This window comes from Sporosarcina gallistercoris, assembly GCF_050459885.1.
Lineage (GTDB): Bacteria > Bacillota > Bacilli > Bacillales_A > Planococcaceae > Sporosarcina > Sporosarcina gallistercoris_A.
In genome coordinates this window covers 24265-40821 of sequence record NZ_JBCMNO010000006.1, presented here as the reverse complement: position 1 = coordinate 40821, position 16557 = coordinate 24265, and the positions used below count along the sequence as shown (strand labels likewise).

Sequence of the window (16557 nt, the reverse complement as noted above, 5' to 3'; positions counted from 1 at the left end):
CGTGGAGTGTACGACAAATCCTCTTCAGTGATCGAGAACGGCTGCGGAGTGATGCACATTCTTCCCCAAGTGTCCGACAACGCTAAACACACGCAAAAAATCCTCAGCGTAATCCACCCCTCTGAACCGTGTGAATTGTGTCCCGTTATCGAGAAACTCCACTATGTGTCGGACAAATCACGGAAAGTGTACGACAAATCCTCTTCAGTGATCGAGAACGGCTGCTGAGTGATGCGCAACCGCCCTCAAGTGTCCAACAAATCCCCGCCAATGCCCAAGAAAATCAAACAACTAAAAAAAGACTTTCCGCCACTACTGGCAGAAAGTCTCTTACCTTTTTAAAACTGATAAATCTCCCCGTATTTCTTCGTTAAATACTGCACCAAATAGTCGGGATTCAACTCTTCCGATGTAACTTCTTTCAAAAGCTCAAGCGGTTGTTTCGTTTTGCCATGCTTATGCACGTGTTCTGTAAACCATTGACGGATGGAGAGAAAATCATTCGTCTGCAGACAGTTCTCGAACATAACCTCTTGCTTCATCGCTGCGTGCAGCTGGGCTGCGTATACATAACCCAGAGTGTACGACGGGAAATAGCCGAAATCGCCGCTCGACCAATGGATGTCCTGAAGCACACCATCGCGATTATTGCCGGGGACCACGCCCAAATATTCCTGCATGAGCTCATTCCAGACATGTGGAAGCTCTTTCGCTTTCACGTCGCCATGAAGCAGCGCTTTTTCCAACTCATAACGAAGCATAATATGCATCGAATAGGTAAGGGGGTCTGCTTCTATGCGAATCAAGGATGGTTTGACATCATGCAAGGCTACATAGAAGTCGTCCAGCGAAACGGACTTAAAATGATCCGGTGCAAAGGAACGGAACCAATCATAGTTCGTTTCCCAAAATCCTCTATCCGCTGTCACAAACATCTCCCAATACAACGACTGGGACTCATGCATGCCCATCGAACTGGCGGCGGATAGCGGTGTTCCCATCAGGTTCCGTCCGATATTCTGCTCGTAAAGTGCATGCCCGCCTTCGTGTACGGAACTGAACAAGCTGGATCTGAAGTCATCTTCAATATACTTTGTCGACAACCGCACATCATTTGGGTTGATGGCAAAACTGTACGGATGTGCGGACGTATCGAGCCGCCCATTCTCAAACCGATACCCAATCATCTCGAGTATTGACTCACTCAACGCTTTTTGCCTCTCAATCGGAAATGGACTTTTCAACAAGGAGACATCCGCCTTCACGGGACTGGCCTTCACTTGCTCTATCAAACTCGTCAACGATTTCCGAAGCGCCGGAAACACAACGTCCAATGTTTCCACAGTAATGCCAGGTTCGTTGTTGTCGAGCAGAGCATTGTATCGATTGCCTTCGTATCCCCAAAGCTCTGCAAACTCTTGGTTGTACTCAACAATCCGCGACAAATAGGGTTCAAATAGAGAGAATTCGTTTTTCTTCCGTGCTTCCTCCCAGACCGCTTCCGCTTTGGAACAGAGGGTTACATACTCTTGGTAGGTCTTGTTCGGTATTTTCCGGCTCTTTTCATAGACTCTTTCACACTCTTCAACCACTTGTCGGATCAAACCGTTCTCGGATGTCGCCTTCATATCATCCAGATACTCTTTCATCCGGTCCGAAGTTTCCGATTGCTGCAGTTTCCCTGATAGAAAGCCGACCACTTCGGAACGATTGTCTACACCCCCGCGAGGTATTTGAGTATGCGAATCCCATTGAAGAGTTGTCAACGCTTCTTTATAGGCATTTTGCTCTTTTAGAAAGTTCATGAATTGTTGTTCTTTTGCTGTCAACGCTTCCATTTAAACACCTCTTTTTCATGCTGATCAACGCCTGTTACTTTTCGGATCGAACGCATCGCGCAGTCCATCTCCAATGAAGTTAATCGACAGTACCGTCATCAGGATACCAAGTCCCGGCGGCAGCCATACTTCGGGCTGATCCCGCAGAACGCGCAAATTTTGCGCTTCCGAAAGCATGTTTCCCCAAGTCGGAGTGGGCTGTGGAATTCCCATTCCTATGAAACTCATCCCCGACTCAATAATGATCATCGTCGCCATCATCAGAGTCGCATTGACAATAATCGGACCCACTGCATTCGGTAAGAAATGCTTCCAAATGATGCGTAAGTCAGTCGCACCAAGGGCTTTTGCTCCGGTAATGAATTCTTCCTCTCTCAGCGACAAAAATGCACCGCGGATCAGTCTTGTCAACGTTGGCCAGGTGGTGATTGCGATAATGGTCACAAATACACCAATGGTCACGTTGTCCAATAAGGCAATGATAGTTAACGCAAGTACCAAAAAAGGAAGCGCCAATACCAAATCGGCTGCACGCATGATGACACTATCGACTTTCCCTCCGTAGTATCCACTGGCGGCACCTGTTACAACACCGATGACCAACGTGAATAGCATAGCACTGAACCCGACAACCAATGAAGTCCGGCCCCCGTAAAGCAACCGGGCCCAGTTATCGCGTCCTGAACTGTCTGTGCCGAGCAGGTGTCCATTGCCCGGCGCACTGTCAACCATTAACAAGTCCCCTTTTTCAGGATCGAAGCTTGTCAGTACCGGCGCAAATACGGTTGCCAGAATAATGAGAAGCAGGAAGATCACACCGATCACCGCGAGCTTGTTTTTCATGAATCGGCGCAAGGAGAGCTGGAAAGGACTTTTCGGCTTGGATTTGCTTTGTGCTATGCGCGCGGTCGTTTGTTCATTCATAGAGTTTTGCATTCTCTCTCACCTCATTCATAGCGAATCCTCGGATCCACAGCACTGTATAACATATCCGCAAGTAAATTCCCGACTAAAATCGTTATGCCAAGCAGCAGGTTAATCGCCATCACGACGGGGTAATCCCGGTTCACAATCGATTTGATGAACAATGTGCCGAGCCCTGGATAGTTGAACACTTGCTCAGTGATGACAGCGCCACTTAATAATGCGCCGAACTCGAATCCAAGTAATGTAATGATTGGAATGATGGCATTGCGTAATGTGTGTTTGTATAAAATGGATGTCTCGCTCATCCCTTTTGCTTTTGCCGTTTTAATGTAATCACTTCCGAGTACGTCCAACACTTCGGACCGCATATACCGCATATATGTCGCAGTTCCGGCAAGCCCAAGTGTCAATCCCGGCAAAATCATATGGTGCAGTCTGTCCAATACCAATGCAAACCCTGTTGCATCCACACTTGAAATCGTTCCTTGTGCCGGAAACCATCCCAAACTAATTGCAAAAACAAAAATGGCAATTAATCCAAAGAAGAAGTTAGGCACAGCGAGCCCGACAAAGCCAAATGCGGTGGCGCTGTAATCGAGCAGCGAATACGGATGTTTTGCAGAATACAGCCCGATCGGAATCGCTACGAGGAGCGTGATCGCCAGGGCGAATGTGCCTAAGTAGATCGTATTCATCAACCGTTCGCCGATCAAATCTTGCACCGAACGACCGTTATACGTGATGGATTCACCTAAATCCCCTTTCGCAATCGAACTGATCCAATGGAAATATTGAACCGGAACGGGATCATTCAATCCTAACGCTTCTTTCCGCTGCTCATATACTTCAGGATCAATGCTTGGATCGAGAATCTTGCCTGTAAACGGATCTCCCGGTGCAGCTTTGGCTAAGCCGAACACGATCACTGTCAGCAAAAACAGCATCGGAATGAATATAAGAATCCTTCTGATTAAATACTGAAACATAGTTTCCCCCCTTAAGTGGAGGAGTACTCAATTCCACACGTACTCCACCTTTTGAGTCCATTCAATTCCTTATCAACGGGTAACCCACCACTTGTGGGCATTATTCGTAATCGTGAAGGGCAATGGATCGATCCCTTGGACGCGATCGTTCATCACCCACAAATTATCTTGCACATATAGGAATAATGCGGGTAAATCTTCCGAAAACAGCCTTTGCCACTCTTCGTAGACTTTTTTCCGATGGCTCTGTTCAAATGCTTCAGGTGCCTTCATCGCTTTCGCCAATAACGCATCTGATTCCGGATTGTTCCATCTCGAGTAGTTATACGGTGCTTTCGATGACCAAAGGCTTGCAGGGTCAGGGTCATGACTGCTCAGTGCCCATCCTAGCAAGTATAAGTCCCAGTCATTATCCTTATTTTCCAGTCCGTCAATATAGGCCGTCATCTCTTTAGGCTGTCGCATATTGACGTTGATGCCCACTTCTTGCAGCTGTTGTTTCAGTAGAGGTGCAGTTCGCTCACGTATTTTATTACCTGTCGGGAAGTCGAGATTCAGCACCCACTTCTCGCCATCCGGATCTTCACGGAATCCATCCCCATCCTGATCGACATACCCTTCTTCATCCAATAACTGGATTGCTTTCTTGGGATCATAGGAATAGTTCACTGGCGCGTCTTCACTGTAAGCCCAGAACTGTTGGGCAATCGTCGTATCCGTTTTCTGGCCATGACCATAGAGCAATCCATTGACAATCCCTTCCCGGTTGACGGCATAGGCGATTGCTTGACGCACCTTTTGATTCGCAATCTTTTCATTCACCTTCCAATTGTCCGGATTGGAGTCACCACTTTCGATATCCTCAGCATTCCTATGATTCATCTTAAATCCAAGGAACTGGTTACCGAACTGTGGCTGTTCGATGATTTGGATGTTGTCCATTTCCTGTATCGTCTTATAATCCGCTGGAGAAACACCATTCGGATCTGCTACGAAATCGATATCTCCGGTTTCAAGAAGTCCAGTCATGATTGCTTCGTCCACGATCTTCCAAACGATCTTGTCTAAGTGGGGCTTCCCTTGCCAATAGTCCTCGTTCCGCTCAAGGATATATTGCTGACGATCTAAAATCTTAGTCAGCTTGAACGGCCCTGTGCCAATGATGGAACCACCTGTGAGAGATGCGTCCGCCTTCGGCATATCGGGAATGGGAATGTCTTGAAAAATGTGTTTCGGAATGATTTGGAATCCAGCTGTATATAACGGAGTTACATTAGGCTCTTCAAATTTAAATGTAACGGTGTACGGATCTTCGGCTACCACCCCTTCGAACTGGTCCGTTTCGCTCGAATTGTAGGCCTCATAGCCTTTTAAATCTTGCACGTATTCGGTACGGAACCCACCTGACTCAACATATTGAGGGTCCGACATCGATTGGTATGTGAAGACGACATCCTCAGCCGTGAATTCCTCACCGTCGTGCCACTTCACTCCTTTTTCCAAGTGAAACGTAATCTCGGTCTGATCTTCATTCACTTCCCAACTTTTAGCCAGTTTCGGAATGAATTCCAACTTCTCGTTTTGACCTACTAAACTCTCATGGGTCAAACGTAAAATCGCTTCGTCGTATGCTTCTTCGTAAAATATCGGATTGAACATTCCGGAAGGGGCGGTTTCCATTGCGCCCACCACAATTCCTCCTTCAGTCGGTTCACCAGGAGCGGCGGCGGAAGAAGGATCCGGGCCTCTGTCTTCATTACCTCCACATGCTGCGAGCACCATCACGAGTGCCAAAAGCATCGAGGGGAATTTCAATTTACGGGTGTTGTCATTCATCCTGCGTCTCCTCTCAACTGTATTGGACTAGTTTGGATACTGGATCTTTTACGCCTGTGTGTAAGTGACAGGCTGCAAAGTGTCCTGGTTCAACTTCCGTCAACTCGGGACGCTCTTGGCTGCAGCGGTCAAATGCAAACGGACATCTCGTGCGGAAAGCACATCCCGAAGGCGGGTTAGCCGGGCTTGGCATTGTTCCCTTCAGTACAATTTTCTCCCGCTCCGGAACACGATTCTCTCCGCGGTCCACAACGGAGACAGAGTCAAGAAGTGCTTGTGTGTAAGGATGTTTAGGGTTGTCGTAAAGATTATTCTTAGGAGCGATTTCTGCAACTCTCCCTAAATACATCACGATGATCCGATCACTAATATGCTTCACTACACTTAAATCGTGCGCGATGAACAAATACGTCAATCCGAGCTCATCCTGCAAATCCATCATCAAATTGAGCACTTGCGCTTGGATCGAGACATCCAGTGCAGAGACCGGCTCATCGCATACGACAAATTTCGGATTGTTGACCAGTGCTCGCGCTATGCTGATCCGCTGTCGCTGCCCTCCTGAAAATTCATGAGGATATTTCTGAAGGTCTTCAATTCGCAGACCGACTTTCTCCACAATGGCTTCCACTTTCTTTTTCCGCTCCGGTTTTGCCAATTTGGTTTGAATGACCAATGCCTCTTCAATCAGTTCGTAGACGTTCATCTTGGAATTTAAAGACGAGAATGGATCCTGAAAGATAATCTGCATATCTTTCCGATAGTTTCGTAACTCCCGTTCTTTCAAATGAGTAAGGTTATTGCCGTCAAACGTGATCGTGCCATCCGTTGCACTAAGTAAACGCAAGATGACACGTCCGAGCGTCGATTTTCCAGAACCTGATTCACCCACGATTCCAAGCGTTTCCCCTTCTTGTATGTCGAATGAAATATCATCGACGGCTTTTACATGTCCCGTTGTGCGTTGGATCACACCGCCTTTGATGGGAAAGTACTTTTTCAGATTCCGGATTTCCAGTAGGTTTTTCGTCGCCACTTTCGGCTTCACTTCTTCCAAAACTTTCATATTGTGCCCTCCCCATACAAGTGGCAGCGAACGTGATGCCCCGCACTCACTTCGACCAATTCAGGATTCGTTGAGATACACTTCCCCATCACGGAAGGACATCTGGAAGCAAACCGGCACCCTTCAGGAAACTCCGTGGCAGCCGGGACAGTCCCAGGAATCGTTTTCAACCTATCCACATTTGTTGTTAAATCAGGCATGCTGTCAAGCAGCCCTTGGGTATACGGGTGTTTCGTGTTACGCAGCAGTTCTTTGGTTCCACTTTGTTCAACGACTTGACCGCCATACATGACAATGACACGATCTGCATAATCAGAAACTACACCTAAATCATGGGTGATCATCAGAATCGACATATCCATTTTCTTTCGCATATCTTCAAGCAACGCGAGGATTTGTGCTTGAATCGTGACATCGAGTGCGGTGGTAGGTTCGTCTGCAATCAGCAGTTTCGGCTGACAGGAAATCGCAATGGCAATCATGACACGCTGACGCATCCCGCCTGAAAGTCTATGGGGGAATTCATCAATAATTTGGTCAGGACGTGAAATCCCCACTACTTCAAGTAGATGGATCGCCTGTTCCCTCGCTAGTTTCTTATTCAGTTTCTTGTGCTTTCTCAGCATCTCTATAATTTGGTTTCCAACTGTAAATACCGGATTCAAGGCGGTCATCGGCTCCTGAAAGATCATCGCCATCTCCTTACCTCGGATGGTGGTCATCTGCTTTTCCGATAGACCGGATACGTCCCGACCATTCAATTCAATCGATCCGCCGATAATCTTTCCCGGTTTGCCTATAAGCCCCATGATGGAGTTCGCAGTCATACTCTTTCCACTTCCGGATTCGCCGACTATTGAAACAGACTCACCCGGTCGAATCGCAAACGATACATCATCTACTGCCTTAGCAACCTGTTCATCATCCAAGTAAAAGTAAGTCTTCAGACGCTTAACATCTAGAATCGGAGTTTCCATGTCTTCACCTCATTCAATCTGCAATTTATAATCACAATCACTTTATAATCATGATTACCGATGAGATTTATAGTAACACACTAAAAATGAGATAACAATGAGTTTTCTGAACTATGGGAACGCTTTCATCCCTTTCTTTCATTACTTTTCAATGTATTCTCCTCAGGTGCCATCCAACTCTTCCGATCTGTCAACTTTTTGCTGGATTTGACCGTTTCCTCTCCCCGTCTTGCTGATTTTTCCTTGGCAATGAAATAGCCCTCCCAAAACAAGCGAAGCGCTACCAATTAAGTCTTTCTGAAGGGGGGTGAATTGTGTTTTGTTATCGTGAAACTTTGCTAGGTGTCGGAGAAATAGCGTGGAGTGTCGGAGAAATCTCCTTCAGTGATCAAGAAGTGCAGCTGGGTGATGCTTAATCTTTCCCAAGTATCCGACAACGCCAAAAAAGATATTCTGTGGAATAAAACCCTTCTGGACAGGGGGAATTGTGTCCCGTTATCGTGAAACTTTGCTAGGTGTCGGACAAATAGCGTGGGGTGTCCGAGAAATCTCCTTCAGTGATCGAGAAGTGCAGCTGTGTGATGCTTAATCTTTCCCAAGTGTCCGACAACGCTCACACACGCAAAAAAAATCCAGCGGAATAAGACCTAGGTGAATTATGTCACCATGTAGTTTCTTTCCACCATTCGTTTGATTCCCGCTCCCATCTTGCCGATACTTCCATGCCAATGAAATAGCCCTCCCAAAACAAGCGAAGCGCTACCAATTAAGTCTTTCTGAAGGGGGGGTGAATTGTGTTTTGTTATCGTGAAACTTTGCTAGGTGTCGGACAAATAGCGTGGACTGTCCGAGAAATCTCCTTCAGTGATCGAGAAGTGCAGCTGGGTGATGCTTAATCTTTCCCAAGTGTCCGACAACTCCAAAAAAGATATTCTGTGGAATAAAACCCTTCTGGACAGGGGGAATTGTGGCCCGTTATCGAGAAACTTTGTTAGGTGTCGGACAAATAACGAGGAGTGTCCGAGAAATCTCCTTCAGTGATCGTGAAGTGCAGCTGGGTGATGCTTAATCTCTCCCAAGTGTCCGACAACGCTCTTGCACACTAAAAAAGATATTCTGTGGAATAAAACCCTTCTGGACAGGGGAATTGTGGCCCGTTATCGAGAAACTCTGCTAGGTGTCGGACAAATAGTGTGGACTGTCCGAGAAATCTCCTTCAGTGATCGTGAAGTGCAGCTGGGTGATGCTTAATCTCTCCCAAGTGTCCGACAACCCCCTTGCACACTAAAAAAGATATTTAGTGGAATAAAACCTTTCTTAACGGGGTGAACTGTGTCCCGTTATCGAGAAACTCTGCTAGGTGTCGGACAAATAACGCGGAGTGTCCGAGAAATCTCCTTCAGTGATCTAGAAATGCAGCTGGGTGATGCTTAATCTTTCCCAAGTGTCTAACAACGCTCACACACGCAAAAAAAATCCAGCGGAATAAGACCTAGGTGAATTATGTCCCCATGTAGTTTCTTTCCACCATTCGTTTGATTCCCGCTCCCATCTTGCCGATTCTTCCATGCCAATGAAATAGCCCTCCCAAAACAAGCGAAGCGCTACCAATTAAGTCCTTTCAGAACAGGGGGAATCGTGTCCCGTTATCGAGAAACTTTGCTAGGTGTCGGACAAACCTCGCGGACTGTCCGAGAAATCTCCTTCAGTGATCGAGAAGTGCAGCTGGGTGATGGTTAATCCCCCACAAGTGTCCGACAACGCCAAAACAGATATTCTGTGGAATAAAACCCTTCTTAACGGAGTGAATTGTGGCCCGTTATCGAGAAACTCTGCTAGGTGTCGGACAAACCTCGCGGACTCTCCGAGAAATCTCCTTCAGTGATCGAAAAATGCAGCTGGGTGATGCTTAATCTCTCCCAAGTGTCCGACAACGCCAAAAAAGATATTCAGTGGAATAAAACCCTTCTTAACGGGGGGAATTGTGTCCCGTTATCGAGAAACTTTGCTAGGTGTCGGACAAATCTCGTGGAGTGTCCGAGAAATCTCCTTCAGTGATCGCCAACTCCAGCTGAGTGATGCTCAACCCGCCTCAAGTGTCCGACAACCCCCAACACACGCAAAAAAGACCCAGCCGCTGCTTTGCGGCGGGGTCTCTCTGCTTCTATTAAATAATTCCTTGGAAGCGCAAGATTATCTCGGCAATGACCGCCGATCCGAGGAACGTGCCGATCATCACCAGGCTTGCGACGATCAGCGTCCGCCAGCCGAGCTTTACAAAGTCGGACCAGGAGCGGCCGATGGCAATCCCGGCGTAGGCTAAAATCGGCGTCGTGAGTGCAAGTAACTGAACTTGCGTCGTCCATTCCACGACTTTATCGGAACCTGGAAACCACGGCATCGAGACGATCACTCCAATGATGGAAATGTAGGCGATGCTCGGGAAATTCCAAGGGATGATTTCTTTTAAAACGAACCCCGCCAAGCAGATTCCGATCAGAACGGCCATACCGGGAAGCGCAGAAAGGGGGAAAATATCGTATCCGATCCAGTTCCCTACAAGACCACTCACGCCTACAATGGTCAATAACAATACCCATTCTTGAATATTTTTCAGCATCAATACCCCTCCTTCTTCCGAGTCATCCACCCATATAATTTTTCAGTGAGCGGCAGTGCGATGAAGATACTGACCCATAGACCGGTTGATAAGGAGAGTAAGTTACTTGCTCCTGAAAGTGCGACGATTTGCGTCTCAAGCTCCGGAAAAGCTGCAATCAGCGATCCACTCGCTGCAGCCATCATACTGCCGCTTCCCACTCCTGAAGCCAAAGCAAACGACAGTGGGTTGAGAGGCGTCAGCGTTGCAAGTAGTCCTGACAATAAGCCTAAAAATACTGCGCCGAATACTGTACCAAAAATGTACATCGCCATGACTCCGCGACCTTCCGGCGAACCCATCCCGTATTTATCCATAATCAAGCCCACGTTCGGCTCACGTCCAATCGAGTGCGTCATCCCGATTGCTTCGCGTTTCATCCCGAGCCAAATCGCGATGGGCAGTGCCAGCACTATTGTCACAAGATGTCCAAGTTCTTGAAGTAACAGTGCAGGTCCTGCAGCAATCACCTCTGGTAGCGATGGGCCAATAATTACCCCGATTTTTGCAAGCAACAGCGAAACCCCCAGCACAATAATAGGCTCCGCATTAACTGACTGCTTTTCTTTCACAGCCGGTGTAAAATACAAAATGATTCCTATGACGAGCGCGTACAACATCGGCAGTAACAGAATGACCCCTGGTCCTACTTTAATGCTGAACGTTCCGATCATTTCCGTAACAATCACTATCGCTAAAACAATCGCGTGTAAGCGCCAATCCTTCCATAATCCCATTGCCGTATTTCCCTCTTGCATCAGTCGTTCTTCCCCCTTCAACAATCGGAAGTTGAATCTCAGCACATGATTCACTATCCAACCATAGTTTCTGATTATACTGAATTCCATTTCGTCATCCATTCACCGGTTCAAACATCCGAAGTGAACATCCAAAAATCTATGATATGCAGTATACAAGATAATTCAGTCAAAAGGAAGAGTTATTTCACCCTAGTAAAGCGTTAACAAAAAATGTTATTCAAAAATAAGTAAAAGCTTATCTGCTGAAACACAGATAAGCTCTAAAAAGTTCTCTATCCATTACATTTCCGAATCCTTTTCAAATACAAGTTTTAAATCTGTTGTCCCCCCTGTAGTGGTAGAAAACGGAATGATTGAATGCAACCGCCAGCCTTGTGCTGCGGCCTCATTCATAATCTGTTCCTCGTCCTCTTTAGGCGTACCCTTCCAACTGCTTTTGATGGTAACGACTTTATAGGTATACATAGCAACTCCTCCTTTGGAGAACACTGACTTTTGACAGTCTTGGATAATCCCTGATTGTTACTCTGGCAATAACGGTATGATATACTGAATTCACTGAAATCTCAATAAGGAGTTGCATCTGATTATGAGAGCATTTGTGAAACGGAGTGCCGCACCGGATGATATTGCCCTAGAAGAAGTGAACGTTCCCCTTATCAAGGACGATGAATTGCTCGTTCGCGTAAAAGCGATAGGTGTCGGAATTCACGACTCTTATTTTCTTCCGAATGAAATCGAATATCCTTATCCAATCGGGGTGGAGGCAGCTGGTATCGTTGAAGAAACCGGTAGTCGAGTAACGCGCTATAAAAAAGGTGATCGCATCGCTTTCGTCAGTATGATGCAGCCTAAAGGCGGGACGTGGGCAGAGTTTGCGGCTGTCCAACAAGACTCCCTCATCTTACCCATCCCGGATACTATGGATTTTGCGGAGGCCGCTGCAATACCCGTTGCAGGTAACACGGTTTTGCGCGCATTTACCGCACTCCATTTGAAAGAAGGCGATTCGGTATTCATCGCAGGTGCTTCAGGGGCTATCGGGACGTTCGCCATCCAGTTTGCCAAGGCCCGCGGCTGGAAAGTGGCGGGTTCGGCTTCCCCTAAAAACCACGAATACATGGAATCACTCGGAGCCGACAAAGCCGTCGATTATCGCGATCCCAATTGGATGCGCGAAGTCCGTGAGTGGATGCCAAACGGCGTCGATGCAGCCATTGCGATTCAACCTGGAACGGGTACTGAAAGTATGCACGTCGTCAAAGACGCAGGCACTGTCATCACGATTTCTGGCGATCGGATTGTACCCGAACGCGGCATTACTGCTGCATTCGTGCCTCACAAAGCAGATGTACGGAATGAAGTCCAACAGCTCATCCAAGAAATCGCTGCAGGTACATACCAGCTTGTCATTGAACAAACGTATCCATTTGAACAAGGACTCGAAGCCCTGCAGAAAACACAAACCCGCCATGCACGCGGAAAATTGGTTCTGACTTTGGATTGAGCTCTCCCCGTGAACCCTTCCCAGGACAAAAATCAAAAACACAAAGGTCTACCGTTTAACTAACGGTAGACCTTTGTAATTTTGCCTGTTAAGCAGCTTCACTATTCTCTAGCTTCTTCATGGACTTCCATCCAAGTGCGAAAAATAGCGAGAGAATGACTAGTACAATAACCGTGATGAGCAGATTAGATTGAACAAGGTTGATAATATTACCTAACACAATTCCAACTACACCAAAGTCTGCATCACCAAATGTTGTCCCTTGGAAACCAAGGGTACCAAGAATCGGTAATAACAACGCCGGCAAGAAGCTGATAAGGAACCCATTAGCCATAGAACCAAAGATAGCACCTTTTCTTCCGCCTGTGGAATTACCGAATACTCCGGCGGCTGCACCTGTGAAGAAGTGAGGAACAAGACCTGGCACGATCACCTTTAGTCCGAAAAGTGGCAGTAAAAACATACTGAGCAACCCGGCAATAAAGCTAAAGAAGAATCCGATAATGACCGCGTTACTTGCAAAAGGAAAGATTGCTGGACAATCGAGCGCTGGTTTAGCATTCGGAACCAGCTTATCCGCGATCCCTTTGAACGCAGGGACAATTTCGCCCAGAAGCATTCTAACACCAGCAAGAATGATGTACACACCTGCCGCAAATGTCAGCCCTTGCATGAAGGCAAAGACTAAAAAGTTCTGTCCGTCGCTCAATTCAGCTTCAACAAATGCTGGACCGGCGAATGCAGATACTACAAAAAACAATAGAACCATAGTTAAAGAGACTGCAACAGACGTATCTCTTAAGAATCCTAATGATTTCGGAACCTTTAGCTCTTCAGTCGACTTCGAGTTTTTTCCAACAAGTTTGCCCACATTAGCAGATACGAGATATCCAAAAGAACCGAAGTGGCCAATTGCAAAGTCATCTGACCCTGTAATTTTACGAGTGTATGGTTGCAACATTGCAGGAAAGAGGACCATGACAGCTCCTAGAATAATGGAACCTAGAAGAACGAGGTGGAAGCCTGACATACCTCCTGTTCTCAAGATCACTGCAATCATACAAGCCATGAACATCGTATGGTGCCCTGTTAAAAAAATATACTTATAAGGCGTAAATCGAGCAAAACCAATGTTTACAATCATCCCGAATAGCATAATCATCGCAGTTTCAGTCCCGAAACTTTCCTGTGCTAGTGCAACGATTGCTTCATTGTTCGGAATAACTCCTTCCATTGCAAAAGCATGATCAAACATACTGGAAAATTTATCGAGTGATTGGACTAATACATTCGCTCCAGCCCCGAGGATAACAAATCCCATTACCGTTTTAAGTGTTCCAGATACAACATCCCCTGAATTCTTCTTTTGGACAAGTAACCCCACAAGGGCAAACAGTCCTACCAGTATTGCAGGGGTACCCAATATATCATTCATGATTAAGTCAACCATTTCAACACTCCTTCCATTTAAGATTGTTTACTGATTTTCACAAGTTATTTTCCAATGCAGCTCTCAACTCTTTTTTATCCATGATGTTTTTCAACATAACAATGTTCTTTTTTCCGTCTTCCAAACTACCAACGATATCTTCAGAACCAATATACAGATCAGCAGGCTCTGTTTTCGCTGTTGTTAAATCAGTATGAGATACACTTGCTTCTAGGCCTAACTCTTTTAAAATTGCATTTGCATTCATTTCCACAATCATACTGCTACCCAAACCATTCCCACATACAACTAATACTTTTTTCATTAAAATCTCCTCCATTTTCTATTCATTTCATGAAATGATTTTCAACACGTCATCCACTGAATCCGCTGCAATCAATGCTTGTAGATTCTCTTCTTCAGATAACAAATCTGACAGCTGTGATAATGCCGCTAAGTGCGTTTCATTGTCTGCTGCTGCAAGTACAATAATTAAATTCGCTGTATGCTTTTCTAAATCAGAAAATGCAACAGCCTCCCTTATACGCAAGAAGCTCATTCCTACCTTTAACACTCCGTTTTCAGGACGCGAATGGGGTAAAGCCATACCTTTTGTCAATACTATATAAGGTCCCAATTCTTCAACATTTTGAATCATAGAATCTACATATCTTAATTCAATTGAATTATTTTTTAGTAACGGCTCACTAGCAAGACGAATGGCTTCCTTCCAATTTGAAACGCTGTCCGTAAATTGTATGGTTTCATCCGTCAGTAAATCACAAAGCATCGGTTTTCCATCCTCCTCTAACTTGTAATTAGGTTGTTCCAATATTTTCGAAATCGATTGCACAAGTCCAATCTCATCATGTACAGTTGCATATCTCTTAATCGTTTCAAGAAGAATATCAGTATCTCGCGGTAGTCTATTTCCTTCCGTGAACAGATGGTTGAACTTCAATAGCAAACTCGCTTTGTTCTCATTAGTTAATATTGGCGGGACACAAAAAATCGGAATTGTCGGGTGTTCCAGTTGGGAACTGGTTGTAATAATGACATCCACATCGCACTCTTCGTTAAAGTCATGGAGCGACTGAATTTCAATTACATGCAGACCTTCAATTAAATCTTCCACTTGTTTACGAATCATCGTAGATGTCCCAATACCATTTGCACAGACGACAAGTGCCCGGTACTTAATGCTGATTTCTTTCTTTTCTCGTGATAACCACCCCCCAAAATGCAGCGCGATATAAGCAACTTCTTCATCAGGTATCTTTTTCCTGACGTAAAATTCAAGATGACCGATTACCTGCTTTGTAAAATTAAATATATCCGGATAGTTTTCCGTTACTTCTTTCACTATGAAATTTGAATACGGCACATTATATTTCAATCTGTAATAAGTAGGTTTTATGTGCGCCAACAAATTACGTTCAAGCTCTTCTCTCATATCAAACAGAACACACGCTTTTAATTGGAATTCCATCACCATTCGATGGACAACCAGTTTTAGATCATCTAACTCTTGAGTGGAGTAGTGCATTGATTTAAAATGAGCGACTTTGTAACTTTGTAACTGCCGTGCTAAAAAACTGGTTTCATCTCCAGGGAAATTTATATTGAATTCAATTTCCAGTCTTTGTGTAATCTTTTTGGCAGCTTCATAGTACGCCGTTTCTTGTAAAATGGAAGTTTCCTCGGGTTCAATGGAGATGAAGTGATTATTTCGCACCCGATCAATCATGACCACAAGTTGAATCATTAGAAGATGAGAACTTTCCTCCGTCATCAATAATCCTAATTCTTTTTCAGTTTTATAGATGAATGCTTTAAAAAATTCTTGTTTCTTTGGTTGAAATAGCATGAGGAATGTATCTGATAGCTGATGTACGAAAGGAAGCTTTTCCGTCCATTTGTACTGATACTTGATACGGTAAAAGAAGAGGACGAGAACCATCCGCTTACTCTCTTCAGCCCCCTGAATGCTGTATCCAGACGTCTTTTCAAACGTACATATCAATTGTTCATCTGCCAGAATCTCTTTAAGCTCTTGTAAATCTTTAAATACAGTTCCGCGACTCATTTGTACCGCGTCCATCAATCTCTTCATAGTGACCGCCCCTACATCGGTCAACAATGTAACCAATAGGACTGTAATCCGCTCTTCACTGGAAAAATGATATTCCCATTGTTTATGACTCAAAAAGCCTCTTTCTTGTAACGCCTTCTTTGTTGTCTCCGGGAGTAGGAGTCCTTCTCCATAAACGGTTTCGATCAACGGGAACTCCATGGATTTTAGCCAGTCATTAATATTTAAGACATCATAGTAAACAGATCGCTTAGAGATTCCCATATAGGATGACAATACTTCACTTTTTATCGGCTTTGTTTCATCCGCCAAAAGTGACACTAATTGTACACGTCGCTTATCCAACATGTTTCCACAACCCTCTCCTCACATATGCATTTACTAACGTAAACCCATTCTATACTGTATCGAGCAAGACTGTAAGGGGTTTCAAAGTGAAATTATCGTTTTATTAAAATTTGCATTATTGAACAGTGAAA

General features: G+C 45.2%; 13 protein-coding genes. 1 reads left to right on the top strand and 12 read right to left on the bottom strand.

What is annotated here, in order from left to right; genetic code table 11:
• Positions 1–338 precede the first annotated feature (338 nt).
• The 9 genes from ABE021_RS04185 to ABE021_RS04145 form a co-directional block, all read right to left on the bottom strand.
• Positions 339–1838: a carboxypeptidase M32 gene (locus ABE021_RS04185; protein WP_430287012.1), complete on the bottom strand. Its 1500-nt coding sequence runs from the start codon at positions 1836–1838 to the stop codon at positions 339–341.
• Positions 1839–1862: 24 nt separating this feature from the next.
• Entirely contained in the window at positions 1863–2774 is a 912-nt protein-coding gene (opp4C, locus tag ABE021_RS04180) for an oligopeptide ABC transporter permease (protein WP_430287011.1), read from the bottom strand.
• Positions 2775–2785: 11 nt separating this feature from the next.
• On the bottom strand, positions 2786–3751 hold the full coding sequence (locus ABE021_RS04175; protein ID WP_430287010.1) for an ABC transporter permease: 966 nt from the start codon (positions 3749–3751) through the stop codon (positions 2786–2788).
• Positions 3752–3823: 72 nt separating this feature from the next.
• Positions 3824–5587: a peptide-binding protein gene (locus ABE021_RS04170; protein WP_430287009.1), complete on the bottom strand. Its 1764-nt coding sequence runs from the start codon at positions 5585–5587 to the stop codon at positions 3824–3826.
• 13 nt (positions 5588–5600) lie between these two features.
• Positions 5601–6653, bottom strand: coding sequence for an ABC transporter ATP-binding protein (locus tag ABE021_RS04165; protein ID WP_430287008.1), 1053 nt, complete (start codon positions 6651–6653; stop codon positions 5601–5603).
• Positions 6650–7630, bottom strand: a complete 981-nt coding sequence (locus ABE021_RS04160; RefSeq protein ID WP_430287007.1) for an ABC transporter ATP-binding protein — start codon at positions 7628–7630, stop codon at positions 6650–6652. The genes ABE021_RS04165 and ABE021_RS04160 overlap by 4 nt, the downstream gene beginning before the upstream one ends.
• Positions 7631–9797: 2167 nt before the next feature.
• On the bottom strand, positions 9798–10250 hold the full coding sequence (locus ABE021_RS04155) for a hypothetical protein (RefSeq protein ID WP_430287161.1): 453 nt from the start codon (positions 10248–10250) through the stop codon (positions 9798–9800).
• Positions 10250–11047, bottom strand: coding sequence for a DUF3100 domain-containing protein (locus ABE021_RS04150; protein WP_430287006.1), 798 nt, complete (start codon positions 11045–11047; stop codon positions 10250–10252). Before ABE021_RS04150 ends, ABE021_RS04155 begins: the two co-directional genes overlap by 1 nt.
• A 282-nt stretch (positions 11048–11329) precedes the next feature.
• Complete coding sequence (locus ABE021_RS04145) at positions 11330–11515, bottom strand: DUF4177 domain-containing protein (protein WP_430287005.1); 186 nt, start codon at positions 11513–11515, stop codon at positions 11330–11332.
• Between the two features lie 124 nt (positions 11516–11639).
• On the opposite strand from ABE021_RS04145, the gene ABE021_RS04140 reads away from it, so the two are divergent.
• The gene (locus ABE021_RS04140; RefSeq protein ID WP_430287004.1) at positions 11640–12557 is read left to right on the top strand and encodes an NADP-dependent oxidoreductase; all 918 of its coding nucleotides are present in this window, start codon (positions 11640–11642) and stop codon (positions 12555–12557) included.
• Between the two features lie 88 nt (positions 12558–12645).
• Here the strand turns inward: ABE021_RS04140 and ABE021_RS04135 are convergent, their stop codons facing one another.
• The 3 genes from ABE021_RS04135 to ABE021_RS04125 are packed head-to-tail and all read right to left on the bottom strand — an operon-like array spanning position 12646 to position 16426.
• The gene (locus ABE021_RS04135; protein WP_430287003.1) at positions 12646–14007 is read right to left on the bottom strand and encodes a PTS ascorbate transporter subunit IIC; all 1362 of its coding nucleotides are present in this window, start codon (positions 14005–14007) and stop codon (positions 12646–12648) included.
• 37 nt (positions 14008–14044) lie between these two features.
• Positions 14045–14311 carry a PTS sugar transporter subunit IIB gene (locus ABE021_RS04130; RefSeq protein WP_430287002.1) on the bottom strand — a complete coding sequence of 89 codons (267 nt, stop codon included), beginning with the start codon at positions 14309–14311 and terminating at the stop codon, positions 14045–14047.
• Positions 14312–14338: 27 nt separating this feature from the next.
• Positions 14339–16426, bottom strand: a complete 2088-nt coding sequence (locus ABE021_RS04125; RefSeq protein ID WP_430287001.1) for a BglG family transcription antiterminator — start codon at positions 16424–16426, stop codon at positions 14339–14341.
• Between the last annotated feature and the right edge of the window lie 131 nt (positions 16427–16557).

Bases quoted from the DNA above. Each gene is read 5' to 3' on its own strand.
- ABE021_RS04185 (WP_430287012.1), bottom strand. From the start codon at position 1,838: ATGGAAGCGTTGACAGCAAAAGAACAACAATTCATGAACTTTCTAAAA.
- opp4C (WP_430287011.1), bottom strand. From the start codon at position 2,774: ATGCAAAACTCTATGAATGAACAAACGACCGCGCGCATAGCACAAAGC.
- ABE021_RS04175 (WP_430287010.1), bottom strand. From the start codon at position 3,751: ATGTTTCAGTATTTAATCAGAAGGATTCTTATATTCATTCCGATGCTG.
- ABE021_RS04170 (WP_430287009.1), bottom strand. From the start codon at position 5,587: ATGAATGACAACACCCGTAAATTGAAATTCCCCTCGATGCTTTTGGCA.
- ABE021_RS04165 (WP_430287008.1), bottom strand. From the start codon at position 6,653: ATGAAAGTTTTGGAAGAAGTGAAGCCGAAAGTGGCGACGAAAAACCTA.
- ABE021_RS04160 (WP_430287007.1), bottom strand. From the start codon at position 7,630: ATGGAAACTCCGATTCTAGATGTTAAGCGTCTGAAGACTTACTTTTAC.
- ABE021_RS04155 (WP_430287161.1), bottom strand. From the start codon at position 10,250: ATGCTGAAAAATATTCAAGAATGGGTATTGTTATTGACCATTGTAGGC.
- ABE021_RS04150 (WP_430287006.1), bottom strand. From the start codon at position 11,047: ATGCAAGAGGGAAATACGGCAATGGGATTATGGAAGGATTGGCGCTTA.
- ABE021_RS04145 (WP_430287005.1), bottom strand. From the start codon at position 11,515: ATGTATACCTATAAAGTCGTTACCATCAAAAGCAGTTGGAAGGGTACG.
- ABE021_RS04140 (WP_430287004.1), top strand. From the start codon at position 11,640: ATGAGAGCATTTGTGAAACGGAGTGCCGCACCGGATGATATTGCCCTA.
- ABE021_RS04135 (WP_430287003.1), bottom strand. From the start codon at position 14,007: ATGGTTGACTTAATCATGAATGATATATTGGGTACCCCTGCAATACTG.
- ABE021_RS04130 (WP_430287002.1), bottom strand. From the start codon at position 14,311: ATGAAAAAAGTATTAGTTGTATGTGGGAATGGTTTGGGTAGCAGTATG.
- ABE021_RS04125 (WP_430287001.1), bottom strand. From the start codon at position 16,426: ATGTTGGATAAGCGACGTGTACAATTAGTGTCACTTTTGGCGGATGAA.